Origin of the sequence: Phycicoccus elongatus Lp2 (assembly GCF_000367525.1) — a bacterium.
Classification (GTDB): Bacteria; Actinomycetota; Actinomycetes; order Actinomycetales; family Dermatophilaceae; genus Phycicoccus_A; species Phycicoccus_A elongatus.
This window is the reverse complement of the sequence record NZ_HF570956.1, coordinates 242,301-258,794: the sequence shown is the minus strand read 5'-3', so window position 1 is coordinate 258,794 and position 16,494 is coordinate 242,301. Positions and strand designations below refer to the sequence as shown.

The 16,494-nt window shown below is 68.9% G+C and carries 14 protein-coding genes and 1 pseudogene; 7 read left to right on the top strand and 8 right to left on the bottom strand.

All coding sequences use genetic code 11. The annotated features are described in order from the left end of the window. Window positions 1–34: 34 nt before the first annotated feature. Complete coding sequence (locus BN10_RS01270) at window positions 35–1,066, top strand: DNA-directed RNA polymerase subunit alpha (protein ID WP_010849329.1); 1,032 nt, start codon at window positions 35–37, stop codon at window positions 1,064–1,066. Window positions 1,067–1,102: 36 nt separating this feature from the next. Further along, the gene (gene rplQ, locus BN10_RS01265) at window positions 1,103–1,816 is read left to right on the top strand and encodes a 50S ribosomal protein L17, sunset domain variant (protein WP_010849328.1); all 714 of its coding nucleotides are present in this window, start codon (window positions 1,103–1,105) and stop codon (window positions 1,814–1,816) included. Here the strand turns inward: rplQ and BN10_RS16055 are convergent. Next, the gene (locus BN10_RS16055) at window positions 1,734–2,018 is read right to left on the bottom strand and encodes a DUF2087 domain-containing protein (RefSeq protein ID WP_084310860.1); all 285 of its coding nucleotides are present in this window, start codon (window positions 2,016–2,018) and stop codon (window positions 1,734–1,736) included. The two genes, rplQ and BN10_RS16055, sit on opposite strands and share 83 nt — an antisense overlap. Before the next feature lie 655 nt (window positions 2,019–2,673). Between BN10_RS16055 and BN10_RS01255 the strand changes: the two genes are divergently transcribed. The 3 genes from BN10_RS01255 (at window position 2,674) to BN10_RS01245 (ending at window position 6,742) form a co-directional block, all read left to right on the top strand. Further along, complete coding sequence (locus tag BN10_RS01255; protein ID WP_010849327.1) at window positions 2,674–4,083, top strand: aspartate aminotransferase family protein; 1,410 nt, start codon at window positions 2,674–2,676, stop codon at window positions 4,081–4,083. Between the two features lie 3 nt (window positions 4,084–4,086). Beyond that, window positions 4,087–4,929: a tRNA pseudouridine(38-40) synthase TruA gene (gene truA / locus BN10_RS01250; protein WP_010849326.1), complete on the top strand. Its 843-nt coding sequence runs from the start codon at window positions 4,087–4,089 to the stop codon at window positions 4,927–4,929. A 106-nt stretch (window positions 4,930–5,035) separates the two neighbouring features. Beyond that, window positions 5,036–6,742 (top strand): ABC-F family ATP-binding cassette domain-containing protein, encoded by a 1,707-nt coding sequence (locus tag BN10_RS01245; protein ID WP_010849325.1) that lies wholly within the window; start codon window positions 5,036–5,038, stop codon window positions 6,740–6,742. 88 nt (window positions 6,743–6,830) lie between these two features. Here the strand turns inward: BN10_RS01245 and BN10_RS17630 are convergent, their stop codons facing one another. Then, complete coding sequence (locus BN10_RS17630) at window positions 6,831–6,995, bottom strand: hypothetical protein (protein ID WP_233354230.1); 165 nt, start codon at window positions 6,993–6,995, stop codon at window positions 6,831–6,833. Here BN10_RS17630 and BN10_RS18170 point away from each other — a divergent pair. Both BN10_RS18170 and BN10_RS01240 read left to right on the top strand, forming a co-directional pair. Continuing rightward, window positions 6,949–7,716 (top strand): annotated as a pseudogene (locus BN10_RS18170) (alpha-amylase family glycosyl hydrolase); the annotation flags it as partial. The gene BN10_RS17630 and the pseudogene BN10_RS18170 sit on opposite strands and share 47 nt — an antisense overlap. A gap of 140 nt (window positions 7,717–7,856) precedes the next feature. Beyond that, window positions 7,857–9,992: a pullulanase X25 domain-containing protein gene (locus tag BN10_RS01240; protein WP_010849323.1), complete on the top strand. Its 2,136-nt coding sequence runs from the start codon at window positions 7,857–7,859 to the stop codon at window positions 9,990–9,992. A gap of 90 nt (window positions 9,993–10,082) precedes the next feature. Here BN10_RS01240 and BN10_RS01235 read toward each other — a convergent pair whose 3' ends face one another. The 6 genes from BN10_RS01235 to BN10_RS01210 are packed head-to-tail and all read right to left on the bottom strand — an operon-like array spanning window position 10,083 to window position 16,429. Next, the gene (locus tag BN10_RS01235) at window positions 10,083–11,465 is read right to left on the bottom strand and encodes a UTP--glucose-1-phosphate uridylyltransferase (protein WP_010849322.1); all 1,383 of its coding nucleotides are present in this window, start codon (window positions 11,463–11,465) and stop codon (window positions 10,083–10,085) included. A 5-nt stretch (window positions 11,466–11,470) separates the two neighbouring features. Next, window positions 11,471–12,649 carry a galactokinase gene (gene galK, locus BN10_RS01230; protein WP_010849321.1) on the bottom strand — a complete coding sequence of 393 codons (1,179 nt, stop codon included), beginning with the start codon at window positions 12,647–12,649 and terminating at the stop codon, window positions 11,471–11,473. Between the two features lie 27 nt (window positions 12,650–12,676). Continuing rightward, complete coding sequence (locus tag BN10_RS01225) at window positions 12,677–13,336, bottom strand: LmeA family phospholipid-binding protein (protein ID WP_010849320.1); 660 nt, start codon at window positions 13,334–13,336, stop codon at window positions 12,677–12,679. 27 nt (window positions 13,337–13,363) lie between these two features. Further along, on the bottom strand, window positions 13,364–14,569 hold the full coding sequence (locus BN10_RS01220; protein ID WP_010849319.1) for an acyl-CoA dehydrogenase family protein: 1,206 nt from the start codon (window positions 14,567–14,569) through the stop codon (window positions 13,364–13,366). Between the two features lie 10 nt (window positions 14,570–14,579). Next, window positions 14,580–15,851, bottom strand: coding sequence for an MFS transporter (locus BN10_RS01215; RefSeq protein ID WP_010849318.1), 1,272 nt, complete (start codon window positions 15,849–15,851; stop codon window positions 14,580–14,582). After that, on the bottom strand, window positions 15,848–16,429 hold the full coding sequence (locus BN10_RS01210) for a winged helix-turn-helix domain-containing protein (RefSeq protein WP_010849317.1): 582 nt from the start codon (window positions 16,427–16,429) through the stop codon (window positions 15,848–15,850). Before BN10_RS01210 ends, BN10_RS01215 begins: the two co-directional genes overlap by 4 nt. Between the last annotated feature and the right edge of the window lie 65 nt (window positions 16,430–16,494).

The following is a 16,494-nucleotide window of genomic DNA, read 5'->3' as shown; positions in this document are numbered from 1 at the left end:
CATATAGCGGTCGGTCACGGGAAGGAAGAACACAGTGCTCATCGCACAGCGCCCGTTGCTCTCCGAGGAGAGCGTCAACGAGTACCGCAGCCGGTTCGTCATCGAGCCGCTGGAGCCGGGCTTCGGCTACACCCTCGGCAACTCCCTGCGTCGCACCCTGCTCTCGAGCATTCCCGGTGCGGCCGTGACCAGCATCCGCGTCGACGGCGTGCTCCACGAGTTCTCCACGATCCCCGGGGTCAAGGAGGATGTCACCGAGATCATCCTCAACATCAAGGACCTCGTCGTCTCCTCCGAGCACGACGAGCCCGTCGTGATGTACCTGCGCAAGACCGGTGCCGGCGCCATCACCGCCGCGGACATCGCGCCGCCGGCCGGCGTGGAGATCCACAACCCGGACCTCCACATCGCCACCCTCAATGACAAGGGCAGCGTCGAGATGGAGCTGACCGTCGAGCGTGGCCGTGGCTACGTGTCGGCCCAGCAGAACAAGACCGGCAACGAGGAGATCGGCCGCATCCCGGTCGACTCGATCTACAGCCCGGTGCTGGCCGTGACCTACAAGGTCGAGGCCACCCGTGTCGAGCAGCGCACCGACTTCGACCGCCTCATCGTCGACGTCGAGACCAAGAAGTCGATGGCTCCGCGCGACGCGCTCGCCTCCGCCGGCAAGACCCTCGTCGAGCTCTTCGGCCTGGCCCGTGAGCTCAATGTCGAGGCCGAGGGCATCGACATGGGCCCGAGCCCGACCGACGCCGCGCTCGCCCAGGACCTGGCCCTGCCGATCGAGGACCTCGACCTCACCGTCCGGTCCTACAACTGCCTCAAGCGCGAAGGCATCCACACCGTCGGCGAGCTCGTCTCCCGCAGCGAGGCCGACCTGCTCGACATCCGCAACTTCGGCGCGAAGTCGATCGACGAGGTCAAGGCCAAGCTCGTCGGCATGGGCCTGCAGCTCAAGGACAGCCCGCCCGGGTTCGACCCCAGCGCGATCGGCGCCTACGACGACTTCCACTTCGGCGGTGACGACGATGACCTGTCGTACGCCGAGGACGAGCAGCTCTGACCCCGCCTCCGGGCCCGTAATCCCAAGGAGTAAGCAATGCCCACCCCCACCAAGGGTCCCCGCCTCGGAGGCGGTCCGGCGCACGAGCGCCTGATCCTCGCCAACCTCGCCCAGTCGCTCTTCGAGCACGACTCGATCACGACGACCGAGGCCAAGGCCAAGCGCCTGCGCCCGCTCGCCGAGCGCCTCGTCACCTTCGCCAAGCGCGGTGACCTGCACGCCCGTCGCCGGGTCATGACGGTCATCCGTGACAAGGGTGTCGTCCACCGCCTCTTCGTCGAGATCGCGCCGGACATGGCCGACCGCCCTGGTGGCTACACCCGGATCACGAAGATCGCCGCCCGCAAGGGTGACAACGCCCCGATGGCGGTCATCGAGCTCGTCCGCGAGCCGGTCGCCAAGAAGGCCGTCGTCAAGGAGGCCGCTGCGGCCACCAAGCGCGCTGCCAAGGACGCCGAGAAGGCGCAGGCTCCGGCGAAGGTCGCCGAGATCCCGGCCGACGACGCTGCCGAGGCTCCCACCAAGGAGCTCCCGGCCGGCGCGCTCGCCGCGAACGAGGACGGTTCCAGCCCTGACGCCGACTACACGGTCAAGGGCAATGGCGACTCGGGCAAGTACCACGTCGAGGGTTCGCAGTGGTACGACGCGACCGTTGCCGAGTTCTGGTTCAAGACCGCCGAGGACGCCGAGGCCGCCGGCTTCGAGCCCGCCGGTGGCGCCGCCAAGCAGCAGGTCGAGGACGAGGCCTGATCGCCACGCCCTGACCCTCCACGAGGCCCTCTCCCGATCGGGAGGGGGCCTCGCGGCATACCCGGGGCTCCTCGACGAGGTAACGCCGCAGCGCTGCGTGGTCGGGGTGGAATCGGGTCAGGGTCTCCTTGACCTCGGCTTCGGTGTGGAGCTGGCCGATCTCGAACTCCTGGGCGAGATGGTCGACCGATCGCGTCCCCACTGGCCAACGCGACGAGCGTTGCGACGATGCCCCCGAGGGTCCAACTGCCGTGGAAGGAGGGCAGGACCGGTCGCCCGATCCGGTGCTCGAGAGCGACGGCCTGCATGTTCGTGCTCGCGTCGACGGCGCCGACGGCAAGGCCGTAGACCGCCAGACCGATGACGAACTGTGCCGCCGACCCCGAGCCTCGCGCCGACCATCCCATCAGGGCGAAGCCGAGGGCCAACCCGCACAGGGCGCTGCGGAGCCCGTGGCGCGAGCTGGCTCGCTTGGCGATGGCCTCGGCGCCGACGCTGCCCACGCCGGCCAGCAGGACCATCATGAGCATCAGCCCGGAGAGGGCGAGTTCGTCGAAGTCGAAGAGGTCCGCGAGGACCGGCAATCGGGTCGTCAGCGAGATGAAGAGCAGGCCCTGGACGCCGAAGGCCGCGGCAATGGCCAGTCGGGGCGTGCCCAGCGATCCGGTTGCGACCGGCATACCGGAGGGGGGCGTCGACGGCACGGGCTCATCATGCCCCTCGGGGTGACGTGCGAGGTTCGTCCCGGCGCGCCGAGTGGCGGCGCTACCCTGACGCCAACCGGGGTGGCTGCCCCGGCCAGCCGCGCGAGCGGCACACCCAGGTGCGGTCTCGACCGCAGGAAGGCTCGATAGGGAATGAGCAACGCCACCTCTTGGCCCGCTCCGGACCCCCACACCCGCCGTCGCATCCCTGAGACCTCGAGGCCGCTGGACCGCTCCGTCGTCGAGCGCTTGCTCGCCGCCGAGTGGGAGCGCTTCCGGGACTGGAGCGCCGGGTCCGGTCGACACAACGTGCGTGCCGGCGAAGCGCTGCCGCTCGGGGTGACGAGTTCCTTCCAGCACTGGGACCCGTGGCCGATCACGATCACGTCGGCGCGGGGTGCTCACCTGACCGATGTCGACGGCAACCGGCTGCTCGACCTCTCGATGGGCTTCGGCGCGATGCTCGTGGGGCATCTCAATCCTGTCGTCGTCGACGCGGTCAAGCACGCCTTGGACGAGATCGGGACCCTCTTCGTCACGCCGTCGTCGCAGGCGACCGACATGGCCGAGCGCTTCAAGACCCGCTTCGGTCTCGACATGTTGCGCTTCACGAACAGCGGCACCGAGTCGCTCATGTATGCGATCCGTTCGGCCCGCGCCTTCACCGGGCGCAAGGCGATCATCAAGATCGAAGGCGGCTATCACGGCGGCTACGACCCCCTGCAGGTCTCGGTGAAACCCGGGCTCGACGAGATCGGCCCGGCTGACAATCCCACTCCCGCAACGCCATTCGATGTCGAGGCCGGCACGGTGCACGTCGTGGCCTACAACGATCTCGGCCAGTTGGAGAGGGTGCTCTCGGCGCACGGCACGCAGATCGCCTGCCTCGTCGTCGAGCCGGTCATCGAGAACCTTGCGATCGTGCTGCCCGACGAGGGCTACCTGGCCGGTGTCCGCCGGCTCTGTGACGACCACGGTGTCGTGTTGATCTTCGACGAGGTCAAGACCGGGCTGACGGCCGGCCACGGAGGTGCGTCGCGGCGGCTGGGGGTCAAGCCCGACCTGGTGACCCTGGCGAAGTCGATCGGTGGCGGACTGCCGCTGGCAGCCTTCGGCGGGAAGCGCGACGTCATGGAGGTCGTCGTCGACGGTCGGATGGCGCACTTCGGCACCTATAACGGCAACGCCCTCTGCATGGCGGCGGCCGAGGCCGTGGACGAGCTCTGCACGCATGAGGCCCTGGCGGCCGCGGAGCAGGTGAATCTCGGTGCGCTGGAGGCGATTGACACGGTCATCGACGAGTACGAGCTGCCGGCCCACACCGTCGGGGTGGGGCTCAAGGGCTGCGTCACCTGGTCGACCAGCCCAGTGCGCAACTATCGCGACTACAAGGCCACCGACTTCGGTGTGGCCGAACTGTCGTGGCTCTGGGGCGTCAACCGGGGCATCCTCACGCCGCCCGGGCTCGACGAGCAGTGGCTGGTCTCGCTCGCCCACACCACCACCGACATGGACCAACTCGTGGGAGACGTCCGCGAGTTGGCCAAGGCGCTGCGCGGCTGACCCGTGCGGATCCGACTCGACCTCGCCTACGACGGCACCGACTTCTCGGGCTGGGCTGCCCAACCGGGTCTGCGGACCGTCGAGGGCGAGGTGTCGGCGGCACTGACGACCGTGGTGCGCGCGCCGGAGCCGGTGCGTCTCGTCGTGGCGGGGCGAACGGACGCGGGTGTGCACGCACGAGGGCAGGTGGTGCACGCCGATCTCGACCCCGAGGCGTATGCCGCGGTGCCCGGTCGGTCGGACCGCTCACCGGCCGCTGCGCTCGCCACCCGGCTACGTGGGCTCCTTCCGGCCGACGTCGTCGTCCGGTCAGTGCGCGAGGCGCCGGCCGGGTTCGACGCGCGCTTCTCGGCGATCTGGCGCCGCTACTCCTATCGCCTGTGCGATGACCCGGCCGCGTTGGATCCGGTGCGCCGCCGGGACACCGTCGTCGTGCGTGACCGGCTCGACGCCGACGCCATGACAGCGGCTGCCTCAACGCTGCTGGGACTGGGCGATTTCGCGCCCTTCTGCAAGAAGCGCGAGGGTGCCACCACGATCCGGACCCTGATCGACTACTCGTGGGTGCGGGGCGAGGACGGTGTCGTGGAGGGCAGGGTCGTCGCGGATGCCTTCTGCCACAGCATGGTTCGCGCCCTCGTCGGGGCGGTGGTGCCCGTCGGTGAGGGACGACGCAAGGTGGGATTTCCCGCGGAGGTGATGGCGGGCGGCATACGAGATGGGCGGGTGAAGGTGATGCCCGCCCACGGACTGTCGCTGGAGGAGGTCGGCTACCCGCCGGACGGGCAGCTCGCCGACCGCGCAGACGAGGCGCGCGCCAAGCGTTCGCTGCCCGCCCCGACGTGACCTCCCTTGCGTCCGGCGAGTGGACGGCATACCAACCACAGTGCCGGACGCAAGGGAGGGGAAACCGTTTGCTGAGCCCGCGGCATACGCCGGACAATCGCTTCTCGTGGGACACATCGACGTCAACGGCGTGAGTTTCGGCCTGCCCGATGGGCGGCCGCTGCTGCGTGATGTCCATCTGCGGGTCGGCGAGGGCGCCAAGGTCGCCCTCATCGGGCCGAACGGCACGGGCAAGACGACCTTGACTCGGATCGTCGCCGGTGATCTGACGCCCGACGAGGGAGCGGTGACGCGCAGTGGTGGTCTGGCCGTCATGCGTCAGTTCATCGGCCACGTTCGCGACGACTCGACTGTGCGCGACCTCTTGCTCTCCGTGGCCCCGGACCCGGTGCGCCTGGCCGCCAGTGCGATCGACGCCGCCGAACTCCGCATGATGGAGCGCGACAGTGAGGCCGACCAGATGGCCTATGCGCAGGCCCTGTCGGACTGGGCCGACGTCGGTGGCTACGACTGGGAGACACACGCCGACGTGTGCACGGTCGCCGCGCTGGGAATGCCGTTCGAGAAGGCGCAATGGCGCAAGGTCGCCACCTTGTCCGGCGGTGAGCAGAAGCGTGTCGTGCTCGAATCGCTGCTGCGCGGACCCGAGGAAGTGCTCCTCCTGGACGAGCCCGACAACTACCTGGACGTCCCGGCCAAACGCTGGCTGGAGGAACAACTGGTCGCCAGCCCGAAGACCGTCCTGTTCATCAGTCACGACCGCGAACTCCTGGACCGGGTCGCGACCCGGATCGCCACCTTGGAGCCGACCGGTGGCGGCAACGCGATCTGGGTGCACCCGGGGCGCTTCGCGACCTATGAGCAGGCCAGGATCGACCGCAACGACCGGCTCGACGAGCAGCGCCGACGGTGGGACGAGGAGCTGGTCAAGCTCAAGGAACTCGTGGTCACCATGCGTGTCAAGGCCAAGTTCAACGACGGCATGGCCTCCCGACTGCAGGCCGCGGAGACCCGCCTGCGCAAGTTCGAGGAGGCCGGCCCGCCGGAGGCCGTTCCGTTGCGGCAGAACGTGCGGATGCGTCTGACTGGTGGGCGCACGGCCAAGCGAGCCGTCATGGTCGAGGGTCTGGCTCTGGCGGCCGGGTCCGGGGAGGACGCGACCGCTCTGATGAAGCCCTTCGATGCCGAGATCTGGTTCGGCGAGCGCGTCGGCATCCTGGGGTCCAACGGGTCGGGCAAATCGCACTTCCTGCGCCTGCTGGCCTCGGGTGGTTCCGATCCGGATGTCGAGCACCAGCCTGTGGGTGATGTTCGTCCGGCGCCGGTCGAGCACCAGGGGCGGGTGCGGTTGGGGTCGCGAGTGCGGCCCGGGTGGTTCGCGCAGACCCATGACGTGCCGACCCTCCACGGGCGGTCCCTGCTCGAGATCCTCCACCGTGGGGACGAGCACCGGGCAGGTATGCCGCGTGACCTCGCCGCCCGCGCCCTCGACCGATACGGCCTGGCGAAGGCGAGTGAACAGGTCTTCGAGTCCCTCTCCGGCGGTCAGCAAGCGCGCCTGCAGATCCTGCTGCTCGAACTCTCCGGTGCGACCTTGCTGCTCCTCGACGAGCCGACCGACAACCTCGACCTACATTCGGCCGAGGCTTTGGAGGATGCCCTGGCGGCCTTCGAGGGGACGGTGCTCGCGGTGACTCACGACCGGTGGTTCGCCCGCTCCTGCGACCGCTTCCTGGTGTTCGGTTCCGACGGTCGCGTCGTCGCCAGTGACCAGCCGGTCTGGGACGAGGCACGCGTCACCCGCCAGCGCTGATCCGGCAGGGATCTCGTGATTCCGCCCACCAGGAGGCGCCAAGGTAAAGGTTCCCCAAACTTCTTGGCGCAATCTTCCTGAAACGGCGTTACACGCCTAGCGTCCCGAGCAACCAGCTCGCCACTGAGGAGACACCGATGTCCCGTCGCGTCCGCACCCGTCCGTATGCCGTGCTCGCGGCGCTCGCGCTCGCCGTCAGCCCGCTCGTGGTCGCCGCCACCCCGGCCGCCGCCGCGACACCCGGATCGGTCACTCTCGTGGGGTCCCTGCAGAGTGAGTTCGGCTGCGCGGGTGACTGGGACCCGGCCTGCTCCGCCACACACCTGACGCGGTCGGGCACGACGTGGACGGGCACCTGGACCCTCCCGGCCGGCAGTTACGAGTTCAAGGTCGCGATCAACGACGCTTGGACCGAGAACTACGGCGCCGGCGGAGCACCCGACGGCGCGAACATCCCGATCACGGTCGGCGGCCCGGCCAAATTGGCGTTCAGCTACGACGAGGTCAGTCACGTCACGACCTACACCCCGCTGGGGCTGGTGACGACGACGCAACCCGGCGACGCGGCATACGCGAAAGACAGCCTGCGCAGCTCACTGACCAAGGAGCGCTTCTACTTCGTCATGGCCGACCGCTTCGCCAACGGCAACACCACCAACGACAACGGCGGCCTGACCGGCGGCAAACTCACGACCGGCTTCGACCCCAGCGACAAGGCGTTCTACCACGGTGGTGACCTTGCCGGCATCACGCAGAAACTCGACTACATCAAGGGCATGGGCACGACGGCCATCTGGCTGACGCCGAGCTTCAAGAACAAGCCGGTCCAGGGCAAGCCCGGCGAGGAATCGGCGGGTTACCACGGCTACTGGATCACCGACTTCACCCAGATCGACCCGCACCTGGGCACCAACGCCGAAATGAAGACCCTCATCGACGCCGCCCACAAGAAGGGCATGAAGGTCTTCTTCGACATCATCACCAACCACACGGCAGACGTCATCGACTACCGCGAGGGCGCCTACAGCTACCGGTCGAAGAGAACTACCCCTACAAGGACAGCAGCGGCACGGCCTTCGATGACCGCGATTACGTCAACAAGACCTTCCCGGCGATGGACCCGGCGACGTCCTTCCCCTACACGCCGTTCCTGCACGCCGGCGACGAGAACGCCAAGACCCCGGCGTGGCTCAACGACGTCAACCTCTACCACAACCGCGGCGACTCGACCTTCGCCGGCGAGTCCTCGACCTATGGCGACTTCATCGGGCTCGACGACCTCTTCACCGAGCGCCCCGAGGTCGTCTCGGGCATGGGCGACATCTACAAGCAGTGGGTGGACTTCGGCATCGACGGCTTCCGGATCGACACCGTCAAGCACGTCAACCTCGAGTTCTGGCAGAAGTTCATCCCCGACATCCTCGGCGAGGCCAAGCGGATCAAGAACGACGACTTCTTCGCGTTCGGCGAGGTCTACGACGGCAACCCGGAGGCGATGTCGCAGTTCACGACCGCAGGCAAGCTCCAGGCCACCCTCGACTTCGGCTTCCAGCAGCAGGGCGTCGACTTCGCCAAGGGCAAGCCGGCCACTGTGCTCGCGGACTTCTTCAGCAAGGACGACTGGTACACCGACGCCGACTCCAACGCCTACCAACTCCCGACCTTCCTCGGGAACCACGACATGGGCCGGGTTGCGATGTTCCTCCAAGGGGCCTCGAGCACCGATGCCGAACTCATGCAGCGGGTGAAATTCGCCGATGCCCTGATGTTCACGATGCGCGGCAACCCGGTGACCTACCACGGCGACGAGCAAGGCTTCATCGGCACCGGTGGAGATCAACTGGCCCGCGAGGACATGTTCGCGAGCAAGGTCGACATCTACAACGGTGAGAAGGTCCTGGGCGGACCCTCGGGGTCGATGGACCGCTTCTCGACCGACGCGCCGCTCTACACCTGGATCCGCGACCTGTCACAGATCAGGGCCAAGCACCCTGCGCTCGCCGACGGCGCCCAGATCAACCGGTATGCCGCGGACGGCGCCGGCGTCTTCGCGGTCTCCCGCTATGACCGTGACGCCAAGGTCGAGTACATCGTCGCCGCCAACAACGCGATGACGGCCCAGACGGCGAGTTTCGCGACGTGGACCTCCGGCAACGGCCGGGTCTTCACGCCCGTCTTCGGCACGGACAAGGCGGCCAAGCCGGCCGCCGACGGCACCGTCACGGTGACCGTGCCGCCGCTCTCGGTCAGCGTCTGGAAGGCCAACAAGGCGATCACGACCGGCTCGGCCGCGCCGACCGTGGCGATCAAGCTGGCCGCCGGGTCCAGCGTGGCGGGCCGGGCCGAGGTCGGCGCTGATGTCACGGCTGGCACCTTCGCCCAGACGACCTTCCTCGTCCGCGCCCTGGGCGCGACGGACTGGAGCGTCGTCGGGACCGATGACAACGCACCCTTCCGGGTCTTCCACGACGTCTCGGGCATGCCGGTGGGCTCGGTTCTCGAGTACCGCGCCGTCACGCGCGACGCGGCCGGTCGGGTTGCCGCCAGTGGATCCTGGGCGGTCGTCGGCAAGGCCCAGGTCGGCGGCGGCGAGGTCGAGAACGGTGACCCGGTGACCCAACCGTCGTCGGTGGCCATCGCAGGCACTCTCAATGGCGAAATGGGTTGCCCGCACACGCCTTTGGGCAATGGGGACAACGACTGGGAGCCGGACTGCGATCAGGCGCAGCTGCACCTCGACGGGAACGACCAGATCTGGAAGGGGACCTGGACCCTCCCGGCCGGACCGTATGGGTACAAGGCGGCCCTCAACCGCTCGTGGACCGATAACTACGGCGCCAAGGGTGAGAAGGATGGCGGCAACATCGACTTCGAGACAACCGACGGGACCGTGAGCTTCTACTACGACCATGCGACCCACTGGGTGACCTCCGACGAGGAGGGCCCGATCATCACCGCAGCGGGAACCTTCCAGTCAGAACTCGGTTGCTCGGCCGACTGGGCCCCGGCGTGCATGCGACCGTGGTTGCAGGACAAGGACGGTGACGGTGTCTACAGCTGGTCGACGAAGCTCATCCCGGCCGGCTCGTGGAACTTCAAGATCGCGCACGGGCTGTCCTGGACCGAGAACTACGGCGACGGCGGGGTGCGCGACGGGGGCGAGATGACGGTGACCGTGCCGTCAGCCGGTTCGACCACGACCTTCCGTTACGACTCCGCCACTCACCTCACGAGCGTCACCAGCCAGTAACGTCACCAGCCGGCCCACCGAAACTCGCCAATAGTGCAGTTGCGGTCGATCGCGCCGGCCCACCGAAACTCGCCAATGGTGCGGTTTCGGTCACGAAAGCGTCGTCCCGTCGGAGATGGTGCCTCCGTCGGCATCGAGTTCGACGTCCCCGACAACGACGACGTCACGGCCGAAGTGCCAGTCGCCCAGGACGGTGAGCGAGTCTGCCGACCGCAGGCCCAGGCCGTGGGGCATCCGTGCCTCGAACTCGCCGACCCGCTCGTATGCCGGGCCCAGGGTCACGACCGGGGCGGGCTGGCGGACGGAGGGGGTGAGGGCCTGGTCCCAGGTGACGACGTCCGATCGCAGGAGGGCCAGTTCGTTCGTCGTCTTGACCGGGATGAAGCGATCGCGAGGCACGACGATCACCCGGGCCCCGTCGAAGACCTCGATGGCGGCCCCCATGGCGGACTCGAGCTGGTAGACCGCCGGTGAGGTCGGATCTGCCGGATCGACGACCTTCGCATTGCGGATGAGGGGAAGGCCAAACACGCCGCCGGTCTCGGTCAGCTTGTCCTTGAGCGCGACCAGGTCGAACCAGAGGTTGTTGGTGTGCGCGTGCGGGTGCCTCGCGGCGTCGGTGAAGAACTGCATTTCCTCCGGTGCGGTCTGAGCGGTCTCGCGCAGGATCAGTCGGCCGTCGGCCCGGCGGCGCACGATGTGGCCACCCTTGAGGTCCATCGGCGTGCGGGCGGTGACCTCTGCGGCATACGGCGCGCCACTGCGGGCAAACCAACCCGCGAGGGCCGGCGAGGGCCCACACCCAAGATTGTCCGAGTTCGACACCGACGCGTAGCGGAAGCCGGCCTCGATGAGTTGGTCGAGTATGCCGCTGTCCAACAGCGTGGGGTAGAGGTCACCGTGGCCCGGGGGGCACCATTCGAGCGCCGGGTTGTCCGGCCACTCAACCGGCGAGAGGTCCGACTGGAGCAGCCGAGGCTCCTGACTCTGCACCATGTCGACGGGGAGGTCGCCGACCGGCAACTCCGGGTAGCGGGTCAAGGCCTCCAAGCAGTCCGCGCGGGTGGCGAAGGAGTGCATGAAGAGCAGCGGCAAGGGCACGTCGTAGGCGCTCCGGGCGGCCAGCACCTGGCGCACGATGATGTCCAGGAAGCTCAGGCCGTCCCGCACCGGGAGCAGGGACTTGGCCCGGTCCATGCCCATCGAGGTGCCGAGCCCACCGTTGAGGCGGATCAACACGGTGCGCGACAGCGCCTCGAGATCGGCCGGGTCCGCGGGCCCTGGCGTCGAGGTCCCCATGGTCTCTGCGGCTGCTCCGACCGGCTCGACGTCGGCCTCGCGAATCATCCCCGTGGACCCGGCAGCCAGGGCCTCGAAATTCGCCGCGAAGATGGCGCGCGCGGAGGGCCCCACACCGGCGTCGGACATCTTGGCCAGTGCGGCGGCGAGCGCCTCCTCAGGCGTGGCAGGCATCGAGGTCAGCTTTCGATGGAGACGGATCGGGCCGGCGCCGCCGGCATGGCTTCGAGGAAGGCGGGGGCGAGGAAGCCAGCCGCGGCAAAGGCGTCACCGATGGCCGCTCGCGTCGCGGGAAGCGCGGACTCGGCCACGATGGCGATGGCCGAGCCACCGAAGCCGCCGCCGGTCATCCGAGCCCCGAGGGCGCCGTGTCGCAACGCCGTCTCCTGAGCGAGGTCGAGCTCAGCGCACGAGACCTCGAAGTCGTCGCGCAGGGAGTCGTGCGAGGCATTGAACAACGACCCGAGAGTGGCCAGGTCCCCGGTGGCCAAGGCGCGCTTGGCGCGGCGGACCCGATCGATCTCGGTCACGACGTGACGCGCCCGTTTGGCGAGAACCGGTGTGGAGAGGGTGGCTTCAGCGATCCCCAGACCACTGATGGGAAGTGCGCGCAGGGACGGGAGTGACAACTCCCGACAGGCCTGCTCGCAGTCGGCCCGCCGAGCGGCGTACTGCCCATCAGAGAGGGCGTGCTCGGCCCTGGTGTCGATGACGAGCAGGACCTGACCCGATGACTTCAGGTCGAAGGGGACGTGCTCGACCGATCCGTCTGAGCAGTCCAAGGCGAGAGCATGGCCGGCCCGGCTGCGCAGGCTCGCCGCCTGGTCCATGCCACCGGTCGGCGCCAGGGCGATGTCGTTCTCGGCGCGCTGGCACCATGCGGCGAGCGTGGAACGGCCGGCGTCGTCACCGAGGAGATCCAGGCCGAGCAGGTCACTGAGGGCGGCCGCGACCGACGCTTCGATGGCCGCCGAACTGCTCAGTCCTGCGCCGATCGGCACGTCCGAGGCGAAAGCGATGTCGAGGCCGGGCGGTTGGTGCCCGGCCTGCCGGAAGGCCCACAGCACGCCGGCGGGATAGCGGGCCCAGGTGCCCGGAGTCCCGGGCGCGATCTCGTCGACGCGGATCTCGGCGGTGCCCTCGATCCCGGCCGAGGCCAAGCGCAGCAGTCCGTCCTCGCGCAGCCGGACGGCGGCGTAGGTGGCCTGGGGGAGGGCGATGGGCAGGACGAGGCCGTTGTTGTAGTCCGTGTGCTCCCCGATCAGGTTGACCCGACCCGGGGCGGCCCACACGCCCGTCGGATCGCCGCCGAAGCGGTCGTCGAAGAGCCGGCGGGCCGAGTCGATCGGGCTGGTCATGGCTCCATCGTTGCAGCCGGCCGCGGGTCAGTTCGTGATCGTCACGCCGTCGCCGGACAACGTGGCCCGGAAGCCGGTGTCGATGACGCTGACACCGGTCAGTCGCAGGCCGTCGGGCACCCCCTGGACGGGTTGCCGGATGGTCACGAGCGCCCGGGCGGCTGCGCTGGCCACCGTGTCGAGCCAGTCCGGCCCGTCGAGGTCGACGCTTTCGGGTTCGATGACGAGTTCTCCATTGTCGGCGCGCACGGTCCCGGTGGCCTTAACGGGCACCCTCTGACCAAGGACCTCGATCGTGCGGGAGATGCCCGCCCGACCTGACCCCGCGGCATACAACTCGACGCCCTCACCAACTTGTGTGGCCGCCACCGCCCACGGAAGGGTGGCCTCAAGGTCGAGGTGCTGTGCGTGGATTCCCCTGTCGGACACCCGGATTCCCCGGCCCTTGGCCGAGACGTCGATGAAGCCGCCGCCGGACGTGACGATTTCACTGGAGTTGAGGTCGACGACGCCGAGCCAGGTGTCGTCCGCCGCGAAGTCGGTGGGGCGGCCGCTGGGCACCGGGGAGGCCATCGGGGTCGGTGCCGAGGTGGGGGAGGCCTCACCACGGACCGACAGCACCAGAGCCGTGGCGGCCAGTGCGGTCGCGAGCACCCCACTCAGGACGCCGAGGAGGAAGTTGCGCACATCGGCAACCCTCGCACCTGCACTGGCTCAGCGGAAGGCCGGCACTCCTGTCAGGGCCTGCCCGAGGACGAGGGCGTGCATCTCGGCGGTGCCCTCGTAGGTCAGGACCGATTCGAGGTTGTTCGCGTGTCGCATGATCGGGAACTCGCCGCTGATCCCGTTGGCACCCAGGATCGTGCGGGAGGTCCGGCAGATCTCGATCGCCTTGGTGATGTTGTTGAACTTGCCGACGCTGACCTGCTCGGGCCGCAGCCCGACCGAGTCCTTGAGGCGGCCCAGGTGGAGCGCGAGGAGCAGGCCGAGCTGCAGTTCGGTCGACATCGAGGCGAGCTTGGCCTGGGTGAGTTGGAAGCCGGCGAGCGGTCGCCCGAACTGGGTGCGCTCGATCGAGTAGCGCCGGGCGGCCTCGAGGCAGGTGCGGGCCGCGCCGAGCGCACCCCAGAGGATGCCGTAACGCGCCTCGGACAGGCACGAGAGCGGGCCCTTGAGGCCGGTCACGTCGGGGAAGACCGCGTCGCCGGGGAGTCGGACCCTGTCGAGGGTCAACTCGGCGGTCACCGAGGCGCGCAGCGAGAGCTTGTGGTGGATCTCGTGTGCGGCGAACCCCGGTGTGTCCGTGGGGAGGACGAAGCCGCGGATGCCGCGCCCGCCCGGCTCGTCGGTGGTGTTGGCCCAGATGACCGCGACGTCGGCGATCGAGCCGTTGGTGATCCACAGTTTGCGGCCGGTCAGGATCCAGTCGTCGCCGTCACGGCGGGCGCGGGTGGTCATCGAGGCCGGATCGGAGCCGTGGTCCGGCTCGGTCAGCCCGAAGCAGCCGATTGCCTCGCCCGCAGCCATCGACGGCAGCCACTGCTGCTTGTGCTCCTCGCTGCCGAACATGTGGATCGCGCCCATCGCGAGCGACCCCTGCACCGAGACGAGGGAGCGGATGCCCGAGTCGACCGCCTCGAGCTCGACACTGGCCAGTCCGTAGTCCACCGCAGACATGCCCGCGCACCCATAGCCGTCCAGGTGCATGCCGAGCAGCCCGGCCTTGCCGAACTCCCGCGCGAGCTCGCGGGCGGGCACCTGGCCATCTTCGTACCACTGGGCGATGTGCTCGCCACACAGGTCGGTGGCCACGCGGCGCACCATCGCCCGCACGTCCTTCTCCTCGTCGGAGAGCATGGCATCGAGGTCGATGACGTCGAGTGGATCGGCCTTGGGGGAGCGGGGCGGGGGCTTCTTCACAGGGCCGAGGCTACGCGCCGTCCGGGGTCGGTCGCAGGCGCTCGGCCCGACGGGCCGGGAGGTATGCCGCGATGCCCAGGGCCGAGACCAGCCCCACCGTGAGCATCGCCGATTGGATGGACGCGTGGTCGGCGAGGAGGCCGGCGAGCGGGCCGGCGATGCCGAAGGCGAGGAAGGCGAACATCGAGTTGATCGACAACACCGTCGAGCGGTTCTGGGCCGAGGCCTCGCGATGGAGCAGCGCCGAGTGCGGCGGGCCGTTGAGCCCGTGCATGGTGTAGGTGAACAGATAGGCCGCGACGAGTTGGGCCGGGGTGAGGGTCAGACCCATGACGACGACACCGAGCGCGTTCAGTCCGCGGCCCAGCATCGCGGCGCGCGCGACGCCCCACCGCTTCGACAGCCGCCCGGCCAGCCAGGTCCCGAGGGCGAAGATGCCCCAGCCGACGGCCGCGACCGGCCCCATCAGGGCGCCGGCGGCCTGGGCCGAGCCGAGCATCTCCTCCAGACGCAGCGGAAGCAGGGACTCGAAGGCGACCATCCCGACCGACCAGCAGATTTCGGCGCCGATCAGGCCCAGGAGCACGCGATTGCGGGCCAGCAGCAGCAGCCCGCCCCTGATGACCGCCGGCGCCTCCATGACCGAGGCCAGGGCTCGTCGTTCCCGGTCGCCGGACGAGACAGGGCGCGGTGCCTCCTTGAGCAGGGTGAGGGTGGCGATCAGGTGGATGACGTTGAGCGCCGCGAAGACGGCGACCGCGAGGTCGATCGCCGGGAAGGCCTTGATCGGGTGCCACCAGATGAGGGCTCCGCTGAGCAGCGCGCCGACGGCCATCCCGACGCCCAGCACGGTGCCCTGCCGGGACAGTTCCTGGTCGACATCGGCGCCCGGCGCGCTCTCGTGCACGGTGTCGACGAACCACGCCTCGAGCGGACCGGAGTCCAGGGCACGGAAGGCCCCCATCAGGGCGGCGGCACCGACGAACTGCCAGAAGCTCTGGGCGAAGAGATAGGCGAGGCCGGTGACGACGTTGATGCCTGCCGCCGCGACATAGACGGCTCGTCGCCCGAAGGCATCGGCGAAGCCACTGGTGGGCAGCTCGAGGGCGAAACACACGAATCCGGACACGGCAGCGGCCGTCATGGCCTGCGCGATCGAGAGCCCGCGGTTGGTCTGCAGGAGGATGAAGATGCCGACGACGAAGCCGACCGGGAACCAGCGGGTGAAGTTGAGCAGCAGGAAGACCCGGTAGGCCCGCTCGCGGGTGAGGGCCGTGGTCACCGGCGCGGCACCTGCTCCATGTCGACGGGGTAGTGGCACAGATAGGTCGCGACGCGCTTGGCCTCGGGGTTGCCCTGGCCGACCCTGCGGTAGCGACCGATCACCTCGTCGATCTCGGCCGTCATGGCGCTGAGCTGCTCGGGGGTGACGACGACCATGGTGTCGCCCATGCCGGCCGCGTCTCCCCAGGCGCGCGGCCAGGCCGGGCGCAGGTCGAGCCATCGCGCGAACTTGTCGGTGAAGTGCTGCAGCCAGTCGCGCTCCAGCCAGCCGAACGCGGCCTCTGCGTCGTCGTCGCCCTCGAAGTCGCTGGGGTCGAAGACGGTGAAGTCGGCTGAGGCCGCCCAGACCCGGCGCTTGCCATCGCCCTCACCGGTGTCGACGACCAGTCCGACCTCCTCCAGCTTGCGCAGGTGGTAACTCGTGGCCCCCGAGTTGGTCCCCAGGACGCCCGCCAGGGCGGTGGCCGTGGCGGGCCCACCATTGCGCAGGGCCCCGACCAGACGCGATCGCAGGGGGTGGGCGAGGATCTTCACGGACGCCGAGTCCAGGCGCACGTGGGAGGGCTGTTCGGCCATGGATTGCACAATACCTTTGCACAGTCTGTTTGCAAAATAGTTGTGCGTATGCCGTGGAGTCAGGC